Origin of the sequence: Azospirillum sp. TSH100 (assembly GCF_004923295.1) — a bacterium.
Taxonomy (GTDB): Bacteria; Pseudomonadota; Alphaproteobacteria; order Azospirillales; family Azospirillaceae; genus Azospirillum.
This window is the reverse complement of record NZ_CP039634.1, coordinates 274,495-287,621: the sequence shown is the minus strand read 5'-3', so window position 1 is coordinate 287,621 and position 13,127 is coordinate 274,495. Positions and strand designations below refer to the sequence as shown.

General features: G+C 66.3%; 13 protein-coding genes. 7 read left to right on the top strand and 6 right to left on the bottom strand.

All coding sequences use genetic code 11. The annotated features are described in order from the left end of the window. Window positions 1-34: 34 nt before the first annotated feature. Window positions 35-868, top strand: coding sequence for a serine hydrolase (locus tag E6C72_RS01430; protein WP_256379114.1), 834 nt, complete (start codon window positions 35-37; stop codon window positions 866-868). 17 nt (window positions 869-885) lie between these two features. Here the strand turns inward: E6C72_RS01430 and E6C72_RS01425 are convergent, their stop codons facing one another. Next, a complete protein-coding gene (locus E6C72_RS01425; RefSeq protein ID WP_247882066.1) occupies window positions 886-1,296 on the bottom strand; it encodes a nuclear transport factor 2 family protein in 411 nt (136 codons plus the stop codon). A gap of 146 nt (window positions 1,297-1,442) precedes the next feature. Continuing rightward, the gene (locus E6C72_RS01420) at window positions 1,443-2,435 is read right to left on the bottom strand and encodes a hypothetical protein (protein ID WP_247875812.1); all 993 of its coding nucleotides are present in this window, start codon (window positions 2,433-2,435) and stop codon (window positions 1,443-1,445) included. A gap of 264 nt (window positions 2,436-2,699) precedes the next feature. On the opposite strand from E6C72_RS01420, the gene nadE reads away from it, so the two are divergent. Beyond that, window positions 2,700-4,370 carry an NAD(+) synthase gene (gene nadE, locus E6C72_RS01415; protein WP_109086727.1) on the top strand — a complete coding sequence of 557 codons (1,671 nt, stop codon included), beginning with the start codon at window positions 2,700-2,702 and terminating at the stop codon, window positions 4,368-4,370. Between the two features lie 59 nt (window positions 4,371-4,429). On the opposite strand, the gene E6C72_RS01410 is transcribed toward nadE, so the two are convergent. From E6C72_RS01410 to E6C72_RS01395, 4 genes are all read right to left on the bottom strand, one after another. Beyond that, complete coding sequence (locus tag E6C72_RS01410; protein ID WP_109086728.1) at window positions 4,430-4,654, bottom strand: hypothetical protein; 225 nt, start codon at window positions 4,652-4,654, stop codon at window positions 4,430-4,432. A gap of 144 nt (window positions 4,655-4,798) precedes the next feature. Beyond that, the gene (locus E6C72_RS01405) at window positions 4,799-5,368 is read right to left on the bottom strand and encodes a hypothetical protein (RefSeq protein WP_109086729.1); all 570 of its coding nucleotides are present in this window, start codon (window positions 5,366-5,368) and stop codon (window positions 4,799-4,801) included. A gap of 132 nt (window positions 5,369-5,500) precedes the next feature. Continuing rightward, window positions 5,501-6,169 carry an isoprenoid biosynthesis glyoxalase ElbB gene (elbB, locus tag E6C72_RS01400; protein WP_109086730.1) on the bottom strand — a complete coding sequence of 223 codons (669 nt, stop codon included), beginning with the start codon at window positions 6,167-6,169 and terminating at the stop codon, window positions 5,501-5,503. Window positions 6,170-6,302: 133 nt separating this feature from the next. After that, window positions 6,303-7,136 carry an alpha/beta fold hydrolase gene (locus E6C72_RS01395; RefSeq protein ID WP_109086751.1) on the bottom strand — a complete coding sequence of 278 codons (834 nt, stop codon included), beginning with the start codon at window positions 7,134-7,136 and terminating at the stop codon, window positions 6,303-6,305. A gap of 294 nt (window positions 7,137-7,430) precedes the next feature. Here E6C72_RS01395 and E6C72_RS01390 point away from each other — a divergent pair, with 294 nt between their 5' ends. From E6C72_RS01390 to E6C72_RS01370, 5 genes are all read left to right on the top strand, one after another. Continuing rightward, the gene (locus E6C72_RS01390) at window positions 7,431-7,943 is read left to right on the top strand and encodes a MarR family winged helix-turn-helix transcriptional regulator (protein ID WP_109086731.1); all 513 of its coding nucleotides are present in this window, start codon (window positions 7,431-7,433) and stop codon (window positions 7,941-7,943) included. Between the two features lie 89 nt (window positions 7,944-8,032). Further along, the gene (gene gltX / locus E6C72_RS01385; RefSeq protein WP_109086732.1) at window positions 8,033-9,376 is read left to right on the top strand and encodes a glutamate--tRNA ligase; all 1,344 of its coding nucleotides are present in this window, start codon (window positions 8,033-8,035) and stop codon (window positions 9,374-9,376) included. Window positions 9,377-9,404: 28 nt separating this feature from the next. After that, entirely contained in the window at window positions 9,405-10,781 is a 1,377-nt protein-coding gene (gene cysS / locus E6C72_RS01380; RefSeq protein WP_109086733.1) for a cysteine--tRNA ligase, read from the top strand. Between the two features lie 214 nt (window positions 10,782-10,995). Continuing rightward, on the top strand, window positions 10,996-11,427 hold the full coding sequence (locus tag E6C72_RS01375) for a DoxX family protein (RefSeq protein ID WP_109086734.1): 432 nt from the start codon (window positions 10,996-10,998) through the stop codon (window positions 11,425-11,427). Between the two features lie 120 nt (window positions 11,428-11,547). Then, on the top strand, window positions 11,548-12,918 hold the full coding sequence (locus E6C72_RS01370; protein ID WP_109086735.1) for a TldD/PmbA family protein: 1,371 nt from the start codon (window positions 11,548-11,550) through the stop codon (window positions 12,916-12,918). Window positions 12,919-13,127: the final 209 nt, after the last annotated feature.

Genomic DNA, 13,127 nt, shown 5'->3' with positions numbered 1-13,127 from the left:
TGCACCGCGTCGGACCCGTGTGCCGTTGGCCCATGTGCCGGACTTTGACGGCCGGCCGATCCTGCTGCGGGATCTCGCCACCCACACCGCCGGCCTGCCCAACGTGCCGGAAACCCCCCGGTTCTCCTGGAACCGTCTCGAAGACCCGCGCAACCCCTACAAGCCGCTGTCACGGAGGGAGTTGGTGCTGTGGCTGTCGGGGTATCAGTTGCCGGTGCCGCCGGGGATGCGCTTCAGCTATTCCAATGCCGGCATGGCGGTGCTGGGAGAGGCGCTGTCGGCGGCGGCCGGCCAACCCTATGAGACGCTGCTGAAGCGGGTGGTGACCGACCGCTTCGGTATGCGCGACACCACCCTGCATCCAACGGCGGAGCAGCGGATGCGCAAGGCAGCCGGCCACGCCCATGGCCGGACCGTGCCGGATTGGGAGGCGCCGGCGATGTTGCCGGCCTTCGGCCTCTATTCATCGGCCGACGATCTGCTGCGCTGGCTCTCCGCCAACCTCGGTGATTGCCCGAGCGGGGCTGCGGGGCCGGATGGCCACGGCTGCGCGCCATCGGTGGCAGCCGCATTGGCGCTGGCGCAGTCGGTTCAGGTGGATGGCCGGTTGCTGGCCGATCCGGGCAGCCTGGGGAATGGGGCGATGGCGCTCGGCTGGTTCGTCGCCTGGGCCACGGACGGCACGCCGATCCATTGGCATTCCGGCTCCACCGGCGGCTTCAACGCCTACATCGCCTTTTCAAAGGCGCACCGCTGGGGCGTGGTGGCGTTGACCAACAGCGACCCTGATCAGGTGACCGCCGACCAGGTGGTGATCGACATCGTCCGCCGTCTGGAAGCCCGCCCGGAGGTGGCGAGCCTGCCGTGAGGACACGGCCTGACCGGTCAGTGCAGCCGCCGTGGCGGCTTGGCCGGGATTTCGACATCGGCGCGGGCGGGGGCGATGGGGCCGGCCTGATGATGGGCAAGGCGCCAACTGCCCTTTTCGCGGGCGAACAGGTTGGTCGCCGCCAAGACGGCGTCGCCCAGCATTTCCTCGCAGACCACCAGCGCGGTGTCGCCATGCAGGGTGACACGCTCGTTCCGCGCTTCCACCGTGATGCCGCTCGGTGCCCGCAGCACGTCGCGCCAACTTGTCAGCACCGCGTCGCGCCCGAACAGGGCGGTCCAGCCGGGATGGATGCAGGAGACGGGCAGCGTTTCCGCCCACAGGGCCTCCATCGCGGCGGCGTCGCGGTTGGTGAAGGCCCGATAGAAGGCTTGGTTCAGAGCCAGCAGCGTGTCGCGGTCGGTCATGTCGTTCATCCGGGGGCGTTCGTTCGGGCGATGCACGGTCCTCGGATCGCCACCGCGACCGCTTGTAAAGAAGCCATTCCGCATGGGCAAGCACCGGTCCGGACGGATCCGGACCGGTGCTGTGACAATGAATGCCCCTGACAGCGTCAGGCGGTCAGATCGACGCTCTGTTGCTTGGCGCCCGCGGCGGCGGAGCCGGCCGACGCAGTGGTTGCCGTTCCGCTCTTTCCAGCCGACAGCCCCGCTGCGATCGGGCTGGACAGATCGAGCGTCAGCTTGGTGACGCCGTCCTTTGAGGTGGTCGGCTTCAGCACCGCCAGCCCCTTCATCCCGTCGCCGCCACCGCCCTTGGCGGCCATGTCGTTCAGCTTGCCGAGGATGTCCTTGATCTCATCCTCGCTGAACCCTTCGGAGCGGACGATCATGCCGGTGGATTTGCCGGTGGCCGTGGTGGTCATGCCGGTGGCGCTGAGCGCCATGTCGCCGCCCTTGCCCAGCGACGCCTGCAGGCGCTGATCGTCCCGTCGGAAATCCAGGGTCGACTTCGCGAAGGAAATCTTGACGCTGCGGTCGCCATCCTGGATTTCCAGGTCGATTCCGTGCGACTCGATCGACCATTGCGACTGGGTGGCCTGCATGTCCACCGACAGGTCGCTGAGGTTCATGCCGTCCAGCTTTGACTTCAGACCGTCGCCGAAGCCGTTCACGGCGTCGTCGATGCGGTTCTGCGGAACGCCCAGTGCGCCCAGCACATCGCCCAACCCCTGCTTCAGGGAGTCGATGCCCTTGCCGAACATGCCGGCCAGATCCTTGCCGTGGTCCAGCGCCGACTGCATCAGCGACTGGGCCTGCTTGGCACGGTCGAGGCTGTTGTTGCCGGTCGCCAGGGCGCTGCCCCCGCCCGCCGCCTGGGCGGCGGCCTTGCCGGTCATGCTGTCCAGAAGCGATTCCATTGACTGGCTGATGGTGTAGGCCGGCGACTGGCCCTTCTTGTCGGCCTTGTCGCCGTCCACCGGTTTCGCGTCCGATTTGGTCAGCGCGTCCTTCGCCGTGCCGGCCGTCTTTGACGATCCGTTCTGCACAGCCGTGGACAGCACCGACGGTTTGCCGTTCGGGCCGCTGAGCTCCGCGTAGTACATTGATGCCCCCGCATCGCGTTGTTTGCTTGCAGGAGGAAGCATGGCGCCGACAACCTTTACCAGTTCTTAATTTCATAGATTTCCTTCAATGATTGAAACAAGTTCGTTACCTTACTAAGCGTTATCGACTGTGAAACTTCATCCGATGTCTTGCCGGCACTTGTTCCGCCTGCGTGATGAGCTGCGACGAGCCGCTGCTTTCACCGCGGGGATGGGGCTGCTACCCTTGCTGCAAAAGGACCCGGAACAAGGGAGCCAGCCACCATGACCGACCGCCTGTCCATTGCGCTTGCGCAGATCAATCCCGCCGCAGGCACCCTTGCTGCGAATGCCGACCGGCTCCGTGCCGCAAGGGCGGAGGCCGCCGCCCGTGGCGCCGACCTTGTCGTGTGCCCGGCTGCTGCCGTGTCCGGCGCTCCGCTGATGGATTTGGCCGCACTTCCGGCTTTTCTGGATGCGGTGAGGGCGATGGTCCAGGCGCTGGCGGACGAGACCGCCGACGGTGGTCCGGCACTGCTGGTGGGCACGCTCTGGCATGGAAATTCAGGGAGTGGGGAAGCGGGGCTCCACAACGCCGCCCTGCTGTTGGACGATGGCAAGATCGCCGCGGTTCGTTTTCAGGCCGCAATGGATCCTGCCGAGATCGGTGTACCGGCGGAGGATCGTTTCGACAGCGGTCCCATGCCCGGGCCGGTAAATGTCCGTGGGGTGCGGATCGGGGTGCTGGTCGGCGGCGATCTGGCTACCGGCGACGTGGCGGAAACGCTGGCGGAAAGCGGAGCCGAACTGCTGGTCGCAATGCTGGCCGGCCCCTTCGCCCCCGGTCGCGCCGATGCGCGGGTGCAGGCCGCCGTCGCACGGGTGGTGGAATGCGGGCTGCCGTTGGCCGCGGTCAATCTTGTCGGCGGACAGGAGGAGCGGGTGTTCGACGGTGGCAGCTTCGCGCTTGCCACCGGCGGCCGTCTGGTCGCCCAGGCCCCGCTGTTCGCCGAGCATCTCCTGCTGACCCGATGGGAGCGTGGGGAAGACGATTCCTGGGACAGTTTCGAAGCCGAAACGATCGCTCCGGCGGAGGGAACGGAAGCGCTCTATGGCGCGCTGATGCTGAGTCTGCACGATATCGTAATGAAATCCGGCGCACCGGGTGTGGTGGTCGGCCTGACAGGCGGGTTGGATTCGGCTCTGGTCGCCGCCATCGCCGTCGATGCTCTCGGGCCGGACCGGGTGCTGGCGGTACGGGCGCCGCTGCCGGGGGCTCCGACCGCCGAATTGGCCGACAGCCTGGACGATGCGGCGGAAATCGTCGAACTGCTGGGCTGCCGCCTGGACAATGTCGCCTTGGCGCCGGTGCTGAAGGCCGCCGACTCGCTGCTGGCCCCTGCCTTTGCCGGTCGCGACTCCGCCGTGGCGGAGGATCGACTGCATGCCCGCCTCCGCGCCGCGACGTTGGCGGCGCTGGCGGAGCGGATGGGCGCGATTCTGCTGTCGACCGCGGACCGCACCGACCGGCTGCTCGGGCTCGGGCCGGAGGAGAGCGGCTGCGGCTATGCCGTGCTGGCCGATGTGCCGAAAACGGCGGCGCTGGAACTGGCGCGCTGGCGCAATGCCCACCAGCCGGCAGGATCGCGCGGGCCGGCCGGCCTGGTGGTGCCGGAACGGGTGCTGGCGCGCCGGATGAAGGTCGACTCTCCGGCCGGGCTGCCGCCTGCGGAGGCGCTGGACGATCTTGTCACCGGCCTGCTCGATGGCGGGCTTTCGCCGGCCGATCTCGTGGCGCGCGGGCATGCGGCGGAGACGGTGGCGAAGGTCTGGCGGCTGGTGGTCCAAGCGGAAGCAGGCCGCCGCCGGGCTCCGCCGGGCCCGCGGGTGTCGCGCCGGACGGCTGCGCGGCCGTGGCGCTTTCCGATTGCCGGCGGCTTTACCGATTTGCGCTAGAGCAGGGTGGGTGGAAGGGGGCCATCCCCCTTCACGCCCGTTTTGCTGTCACCGGGATGTCAGCCGCGCGTCAGCTTGATGATCGTGGCGATCATGCCGAAGGTCCACAGCACGGCGGGCAGAACCACCCAGGTCGGGTGGAAGATGATCGCCAGCGGCATGATGAAGATCAGCAGCATGGCGGGGAATACGAAGAGGGGCGAATTCCCCCAGTTGCTCAGCAACCCGGCCGGGTTGGCGTCTTCGCCCAGATAAGCATCGGCTGTAACCGCCTGGTCTGTCATCTCTATCACCCAAAAATTATTGTGGTTATTCCCTGTCCCGCAATGCAGCAGGACAGGGGTTCATACGCCACGATGCTTTGGATGACCAGAGCGCGGCCTTCGCTGCTGCTTTCGACTTTGGTCGAAGGTTGAGGACTAAGACGGTCAGGCCGCTTCGGTCAGCGCCAGCTGCGGACGGCGCAGGCTGGACTGGATGGTGAAGGGCGCGCGGACGCCGCCGTTGAACAGCTCGGCGCATTCCAGGGCTTTCAGCACGCGTTCTTCCGGCGGCTGGCCGATGGTGGAGGCAAGCGAACCCAGCGCGTAATCCGACCCGCAGCCGATGGCGTGATAGCCGCGCACCGCCTCGCCGACCTGATAGTCGGACTGCACGGTGAACAGCCGGCCTTCCAGTCCGACCATGAAGGTGCCGCCCGTTTCCACATCGTTGGACCGGTGGGCGTAGCCGCCATCCTTCAGACAGTTGCGCACGGAATCGACGAAGTCGACGACCATATAGCGAAACAGGTCGGTGTCATGGTCGCGCGACGGAACCTCCAGCCGGTAATGCAGCAGCTGGCCCATCCGGAAGGAACTGGTGAAGCCGATCAGGCTGTCGCCGTTACGGAACACCTTGGTATCGGCGCGGACGGTGATGTCCAGGCCGTTCACCCCGGCGCTGTCGCCACCCATCCACACCCGGTCGCCGTCCACCAATCCCACAATGCAGGTCATTGCCAACCCTCGCCTTAAAAGAAACCGAGGCAAAGGGTGTGGGAAGGCGGTTAATGAATTATTGCCCAGCTTTGTGATATTGCGGGAGGCAAAGGAGGCAGGTTTACCCCCTTTGCCGCAAAATTCCGCCCGTTACTTTGCCAGATCGACCAGAGCCTTGACCGTGTTCTCGGCACCTTCGGCGATCTGCACCAGGGTGGCATCCAGCATGTAGCAGGGCGAGGTGACGACCTTCAGCCCCTCGTCCACGACGATCTCGCCATGGGTCGTGGTGCGGTGGAGCGCTCCCATCGACTCCAGAGCCGCGGCGGTGCCGCTGTCGTTGCCGATGGTCAGTTCCACTCCCTGCTGCCCCAGAATCTTGGCGAGGAGGGCCGGGGCGATGCACAGCGCGCCGATCGGCTTGCCGGCGGCGCGCATGGCGGCGATGGCGGCCACCACCTGCGGGTTGACCGAGCAGTCGACCCCTTTGAAGGCGAAGTCGCTGAGATTCTTCGCGGCGCCGAAGCCGCCGGGGAAGATCAGCGCATCGACATCGCCTGCGGAAAACTCGCTGAGCGCGGTGATCTTGCCGCGGGCGATGCGTGCCGATTCGACCAGCACGTTGCGGCTCTCACCGGTTTCATTGCCGGTCATATGGTTGACGACATGGGCCTGCGGAATGTCGGGGGCATAGCACACCGCGACCGCCCCCACCTTGGAGATGGCCAACAGCGTGCAGACCGCCTCATGGATTTCCGCACCGTCATACACGCCGCAGCCCGACAGCACGACGCCGATGCGCAATCTTTTCTCTGTCATGGAAACTCTCCGGGGTTGGCTTTGCCGCCACGCTACCCCAGGAGCCTTCCCTTCGCCTAACGCTCCCTTCGGACGGCCGGGGCGAGTGCCGGCGAAAGCTCCGGACGCTGTCCGGAGCTTTCGCGAGACGGCATCAGGCCTTGATGAACGCCAGTAGATCCCGGTTGATGATGTCGGTGTGGGTGGAGGCCATTCCGTGTGGGAGGCCCGGATAGACCTTCAATGTCCCTTTCCGCAGCAGCTTGACCGCCAGCAGGGCTGAATCGGCGATGGGAACGATCTGGTCGTCGTCGCCATGCATCACCAGGACGGGCACGTCGATCATCTTCAGATCGTCTGTGAAGTCGGTTTCGGAGAAAGCCTTGATGCAATCGTAATGGGCCTTGGCCCCGCCCATCATGCCCTGCCGCCACCAATTGTCGATCAGACCCTGCGAGACCTTGGCGCCCTCGCGGTTGAAGCCGTAGAAGGGGCCGGATGGAATGTCGCGGAAGAACTGCGCCCGGTTGGCGGCCAGTGCGGCGCGGAAGCCGTCGAACACCTCCAGCGGCAGGCCGCCGGGATTGGCCGCGGTCTTCAGCATGATCGGCGTCACCGCCCCGATCAGCACGGCTTTCGCCACCCGCCCGTTCCCGCCATGCCGCGCGACATAGCGGGTCACTTCGCCGCCGCCGGTCGAATGACCGATGTGGATGGCGTTCCTCAGGCCGAGATGGGCGGCCAATGCGGCGACATCATCGGCGTAGGTGTCCATGTCGTTGCCGGTGGCGGTCTGCGTCGACCGGCCATGACCACGCCGGTCGTGGGCGATGACCCGGAATCCCTGCGACAGGAAATACAGCATCTGGGCGTCCCAGTCGTCCGACGACAGTGGCCAGCCATGATGGAAGACGATCGGCTGCCCCGAACCCCAGTCCTTATAGAAAATCTGCGTGCCGTCCTTTGCCGTGACCGTGCCGCTGCCCATCCTCTTCGTGGCCGATGCGGATGCCGTGGTTGATTGGGCAGCCTGGGCGGTCTGAACGAAGGGCAGGGCGGCGGCTGTGGCGGACAGGCCCAAACCAGCGGTCAGCATGCCGCGACGCGAGGCGCCGGTCTTCAACGAGGTCATGTCGATCTCCCGAGGAACGATTTTGCGATATCATTTATCGCGATAATAAAATCCATACCCCTCAGACCGGGGCTTGTCCAGACAAATCGTTATCGCGATATCTATTTCGATGATAAAAAATCCGGACCCGATCAGCCAGGAGGACGCCCCATGTCCGCACCGCCCGAAAACCCGCCCCCCGTTCCGCCCCGCGTTCCGTTGGACGACCAACTGTGTTTTGCCCTCTACATGACCAGCATGGCCATCACCCGCACCTACAAGCCGATGCTGGACGCCATGGGGATCACATATCCGCAGTATCTCATCCTCAGCGTGCTGGGGGAGGTGGACGGAGCGACCGTCGGTGCGATCGCCGAAAGGCTGGCGTTGGAATCCAGCACCGTCACGCCGCCGGTGAAGCGGCTGGAGCAGGCGGGTTTGGTCGAGCGGCGGCGCAGCCGGATGGATGAACGGCAGGTTCAGGTCTGGCTGACCGATGCCGGCCGCGCGATGGTGGATGAAAGCACCTGCCTGAGCCGGACTCTGGTCGAACGGTCGGGGATGGATCTGGCGCAGATCGGTTCGCTGAACCGGCAGGTGCGCTCGCTGCTCCGGGCGCTGGGCGATTGGGACGAGGCGGTGCCGGCCAACCCTGCCGCGCCGGGTGCCAGGGAACACTCCTGAGGCTGCATTCGGAAGTGCGGACGGCTTTCGGAAGGCGCGCCGGCCGTGCTAGGACTGCCCGCCTGTCCTGTCTGCAATCGAGTCCAGCCATGTCCACCGCCGTCCGTTTCGCTCCCAGCCCGACCGGCCGTATCCATGTCGGCAATGTGCGCCTCGCGCTTGTCAATTGGCTGTTCGCGCGCAAGACCGGCGGGAATTTCATGTTCCGGCTCGACGACACCGACGAGGAGCGTTCGACCCAGGAATTTGCCGACGCCATCGCCGCCGATCTGACTTGGCTGGGCCTGACCTGGGATCGTTTCGCCCGCGAAAGCGACCGTTACCCGCGCTATGACGAGGCTGCATCGGCGTTGAAGGTCGCCGGCCGGCTCTATCCCTGCTACGAGACGCCGGAGGAGTTGAACCTCAAGCGCGCCAGCCTGGTGTCGCAGGGCCGTCCGCCGATCTACGACCGTGCAGCACTCCGCCTGACCGACGAGGATCGCGCCCGGCTGGAGGGGGAGGGGCGCAAGGCGCATTGGCGCTTCAAGCTGACCCCGACTCCGGTGGAATGGACCGATCTGGTCCGTGGGCCTGTGCGGTTCGAGGGCACGGTGCTGAGCGACCCGGTGCTGATCCGCGAGGATGGCCGACCGCTCTACACCCTGACCAGCGTCGTCGACGACGCCGATTTTGCCATCACCCACATCATCCGCGGCGAGGACCATGTTGCCAACACCGCGGTGCAGATCCAGATTTTTGAGGCGCTCGGCGCTGCGGTGCCGACCTTCGCCCATCTGCCGCTGCTGACCGATGCAGGTGGCGGGGGGTTGTCGAAGCGGCTGGGCAGCCTGTCGGTCGGCAGCCTGCGCGACGAGGACGGCATCGAGCCGATGGCGGTCAACAGCCTGTTGGCGAAGCTCGGCACCTCCGATCCCATCGAGGCGCGGCTGACGCTGGACGAGCTGGTGGCGGAGTTCGATCTGTCGAAGATCGCCCGCGGCACGCCGAAGTTCGATCCGGAGGAGCTGGGCCGGCTGAACGCCCGCATCCTGCACCTGACGCCCTTCGACGCAGTGGCGTCCCGGCTGGAGGCGCTGGGGCTGACCGGTGCCGATGCCGCCTTCTGGGGCGCAGTGCGGCCCAATCTGGCGCGGCTTGGCGACGCGCGCGAGTGGTGGGCGGTAACCCATGCGCCGGTGACGCCGGTCGTCGAGGACGCCGCTTTCCTGGCACAGGCGGCAGCACTTCTGCCCGATGAGCCGTGGGACCTCGGCACCTGGGGCGCCTGGACCAATGCGGTGAAGGGGGCAACAGGCCGCAAGGGCAAGGATCTGTTCCTTCCTCTGCGCCGGGCACTGACCGGGCGCGACCATGGACCGGAATTGAAGAACCTGCTACCCCTGATCGGACGGGCGCGCAGCCTGCGGCGACTCGCCGGCGAAACCGCCTGACACCTCTTATTTCCCAGGAGTTCGGACCGTGCCGTTGGACCTCTACAACACGCTGACCCGCCGTAAGGAGCGCTTCGAGCCGCTTCGCCCGGACCATGTCGGCATGTATGTCTGTGGTCCGACCGTCTACGACACCGCCCATATCGGCAATGCCCGGCCGGTGGTGGTGTTCGACCTGCTGTTCCGGCTGCTGTCGCGGCTCTATCCGGCGGTGACTTATGTCCGCAACATCACCGATGTGGACGACAAGATCATCGACCGTGCGCGGGACAGCGGCGAGCCGATCGATGCGCTGACCGCGCGCACCACCAGCCTGTTCCATGCCGACATGGACGCGCTGAACGCCCTGCGCCCGACCATCGAGCCGCGGGCGACCCAGCATATCGGTCAGATGATCGCGCTGATCGCCACGCTGATCGAGCGGGGCAACGCCTATGCCGCCGAGGGGCATGTGCTGTTCTCCGTGCCGTCGATGCCGAGCTACGGCCAGCTGTCCCGCCGCTCGTTGGAGGACATGATCGCCGGTGCGCGGGTGGAGGTGGCGCCCTATAAGCGCGATGCCTCCGACTTCGTGCTGTGGAAGCCGAGCACGCCGGAGCAACCCGGCTGGGACAGCCCATGGGGCCGCGGCCGGCCGGGCTGGCACATCGAATGCTCCGCCATGGCGAAGGAGCATCTCGGCGCCACCTTCGACATACATGGCGGCGGGCTGGACCTGATCTTTCCGCACCATGAGAACGAGATCGCGCAGAGCTGCTGCGCCAACGGAACCGACCGGCTGGCGCGCACCTGGGTCCACAACGGCTTCGTGACGGTCGAAGGCGAGAAGATGTCGAAGTCTCTCGGCAACTTCTTCACCGTGCACGACCTGCTGGACGAGTTCCCCGGCGAGGCGATCCGCCTGACCCTGCTGAGCGCCCATTACCGCCAGCCGCTGGATTTCACCCGCGAGGGCATCCGGCAGGCGAAGGGCGCGCTCGACCGCTGGTATCAGGCATTGCGCGGCGAGCCGGTACCGGCGGCGGGCGAGGTGCCCTTCGACGTGCTGGCGGCACTGGAAGACGACCTGAACAGCCCGCTCGCCATCGCGCATCTGCATGAGCTGGCGACCGCGGTGAACAAGGCGAAGAGCGATGCGGAGAAGGCTGCGGCCAAGGGCGCGCTGCTGGCGGCCGGGCAACAACTCGGCCTGTTGCAGCAGGACCCTGAGGCGTGGTTCCGCTGGGCGCCGACCGGCGGGGACGAGGGACTGAGCGACGCCGACGTCGAACAGCTGATCGCCGACCGCAAAGCCGCCCGTGCGGCGAAGAACTTCGCCGAGGCCGACCGTATCCGCAAGGAGCTGGCCGACAAGGGTATCGTTCTGGAGGACGGTCCCCAGGGCACGACCTGGAAGCGGGGGTGAGGTGAGGATCCCCTCTCCCTCTTGGGAGAGGGTTAGGGTGAGGGGGGCGCGTGGCGTGGCGTCTTGGCAAGGCACGTGCTTCTTCGCCATTGTTCCTTATTCCGCAACAACCCTTCGCCATTTCCGTTGATTATCCCGTCCTTTGATCCGGCTAATCTCCTCTTCAGACGAAACGCGGCCCTCGCCGGCCACCCTGACTGAGGAGACCCTGACCATGATCGACATCCGCACCGCCCTGTACGCCGCCTTCCTGCTGCGTGTTGCCCTGGGCATGCTCTTCCTGGCCCACGGCTTGGTGCTGAAGGTGCTGACCTTCACCATTCCCGGCACCGTCGGTTATTTCGAGAGCATCGGCTATCCCGGTTTCTTCGCCTATCTGGTGATCCTGGGCGAGATCGGTGGTGGGCTGCTGCTGATCGCCGGCGTCTACACCCGCTGGATCGCGCTGGCCCTGCTGCCGATCATGATCGGCGCTACGCTGCAGCATGTCGGCAATGGCTGGGTCTTCAACGCCCCGGGCGGTGGTTGGGAATTCCCGGCCTTCTGGACGCTCCTGCTGGTGGTGCAGTCTCTGCTGGGCGAGGGCGCCTTCGCCCTGAAGGTTCCGGCGCTCGGCGCTCCGGCCGCCCGTCGCGAACTGGTCTGATCCGCAACCAAAACTGGTATTTGGCGGCCACGCGGAACGGGGAGGGGGCAATTTGCCTCTTCCCCGTTCCGCGTCGCCGTCCCATTTGGTAGACAGGACGAAGACCAACCGGAGAGCCTGATGACCGTTTCGCCGAACGACCAGCACCGGACGGATCCGTCCGGGGTCCTGAACCTGCTGGACGACCTGATCGCCAAGGCGCGCGCCGCCGGTGCCGATGCCGCCGATGCCGTGCTGTTCGACAGCGCGTCCGTGTCCCTCGCCCATCGGCTGGGCAAGACCGAGAAGCTGGAGCGCTCCGAATCCGGCGATCTCGGCCTGCGGGTGTTCGTCGGCAAGCGTCAGGCCATCGTCTCCTCCACCGACCGCAGCGGCAAGGCCCTGGACGAGTTGGTGGAGCGCGCCATCGCCATGGCCCGCGTGGTGCCGGAGGATGGCTTCGCCGGCATCGCCGATCCGGAGCAGCTCGCCCGCAGCTGGCCCGACCTCGACATCTGCGATGATGAGGAACCGTCGGCGGAAACGCTGATCGAGCGCGCGCGAATCGCCGAAGAGGCGGCGCTGGCGGTTCCGGGCGTCACCAATTCCGAAGGGGGCGACGCCGGCTGGAGCCGCTCGACCATCGCGATCGCCGCGTCGAACGGCTTCGCCGGCACTTACGGCGTGTCGCGCCAGTCGCTGTCGGCCTCCGTCCTGGCCGGGACCGGCACGGGGATGGAGCGCGACTACGACTATGACAGCAAGGTCTATGGCACCGACCTGCGCGATGCCGCCGAGATCGGCCGCGAGGCCGGCGAGCGCGCCGTCCGCCGCCTGAACCCGCGCCGGGTCAAGAGCTGCAAGGTTCCTGTGGTGTTCGATCCGCGGGTGTCGCGCGGCCTGCTCGGCCACCTGACCGGCGCTATCAGCGGCCCCAGCATCGCCCGTGGCACCAGCTTCCTGAAAGACAAGATGGGGCAGCAAATCTTCGCGCCCTCCATCACCATCATCGACGATCCGCATGTGAAGCGCGGCCTGCGGTCCCGCCCCTTCGATGCCGAGGGCGTCGAAGTGTCGCGCCGCACGCTGATCGAGGACGGCGTGCTGACGACATGGCTGCTCGACCTGCGCTCGGCCCGGCAGCTCGGCCTGACGACCACCGGCCATGCCGCGCGCGGCACCTCCGGCCCGCCGGGTCCGGCACCGGCCAACGTCTATATGGCGGCCGGCAAGCGCAGCCGCGCCGACATCCTGGCGGAGATCAAGGACGGCTTCTACGTCACCGACCTGATGGGCATGGGTGTCAACGGGGTCACCGGCGATTACAGCCGCGGCGCCGGCGGGTTCTGGATCGAGAACGGCCAGATCACCTATCCCGTCAACGAGATCACCATCGCCGGCAACCTCAAGGACATGTTCCTGAACATGGAGGCCGCCGACGACCTGGAGCTGCGCTTCGGCATGGATGCGCCGACCGTGCGCATCGACGGCATGACCATCGCGGGCATGTAATTGGCTGGACGGAGGCATATCCGCCCACCTCTTCATCACTTGGCATCGTTCTTGCGCAGACAGCGGGCAACCCAAAGCGGGTTCGCCCGCTTTTTGTGCTGCATTTCCGCCACTCTGCCTGTCCAAACGTCAGCTAGGCCCTTGCGCATATTTGCCTGATCTGTTAGCAGTCTGCCGCTTTTTTGAGCGACATGCTGAAGGTTTGTGCA

What these genes read in the sequence shown, in the direction of transcription:
- E6C72_RS01425 (WP_247882066.1), bottom strand. Translation starts at nt 1,296, where the DNA reads ATGACCGACCGCGACACGCTGCTGGCTCTGAACCAAGCCTTCTATCGG.
- gltX (WP_109086732.1), top strand. Translation starts at nt 8,033, where the DNA reads ATGTCCACCGCCGTCCGTTTCGCTCCCAGCCCGACCGGCCGTATCCAT.
- E6C72_RS01370 (WP_109086735.1), top strand. Translation starts at nt 11,548, where the DNA reads ATGACCGTTTCGCCGAACGACCAGCACCGGACGGATCCGTCCGGGGTC.
- elbB (WP_109086730.1), bottom strand. Translation starts at nt 6,169, where the DNA reads ATGACAGAGAAAAGATTGCGCATCGGCGTCGTGCTGTCGGGCTGCGGC.
- E6C72_RS01395 (WP_109086751.1), bottom strand. Translation starts at nt 7,136, where the DNA reads ATGGGCAGCGGCACGGTCACGGCAAAGGACGGCACGCAGATTTTCTAT.
- nadE (WP_109086727.1), top strand. Translation starts at nt 2,700, where the DNA reads ATGACCGACCGCCTGTCCATTGCGCTTGCGCAGATCAATCCCGCCGCA.
- E6C72_RS01405 (WP_109086729.1), bottom strand. Translation starts at nt 5,368, where the DNA reads ATGACCTGCATTGTGGGATTGGTGGACGGCGACCGGGTGTGGATGGGT.
- E6C72_RS01420 (WP_247875812.1), bottom strand. Translation starts at nt 2,435, where the DNA reads ATGTACTACGCGGAGCTCAGCGGCCCGAACGGCAAACCGTCGGTGCTG.
- E6C72_RS01410 (WP_109086728.1), bottom strand. Translation starts at nt 4,654, where the DNA reads ATGACAGACCAGGCGGTTACAGCCGATGCTTATCTGGGCGAAGACGCC.
- E6C72_RS01375 (WP_109086734.1), top strand. Translation starts at nt 10,996, where the DNA reads ATGATCGACATCCGCACCGCCCTGTACGCCGCCTTCCTGCTGCGTGTT.
- E6C72_RS01390 (WP_109086731.1), top strand. Translation starts at nt 7,431, where the DNA reads ATGTCCGCACCGCCCGAAAACCCGCCCCCCGTTCCGCCCCGCGTTCCG.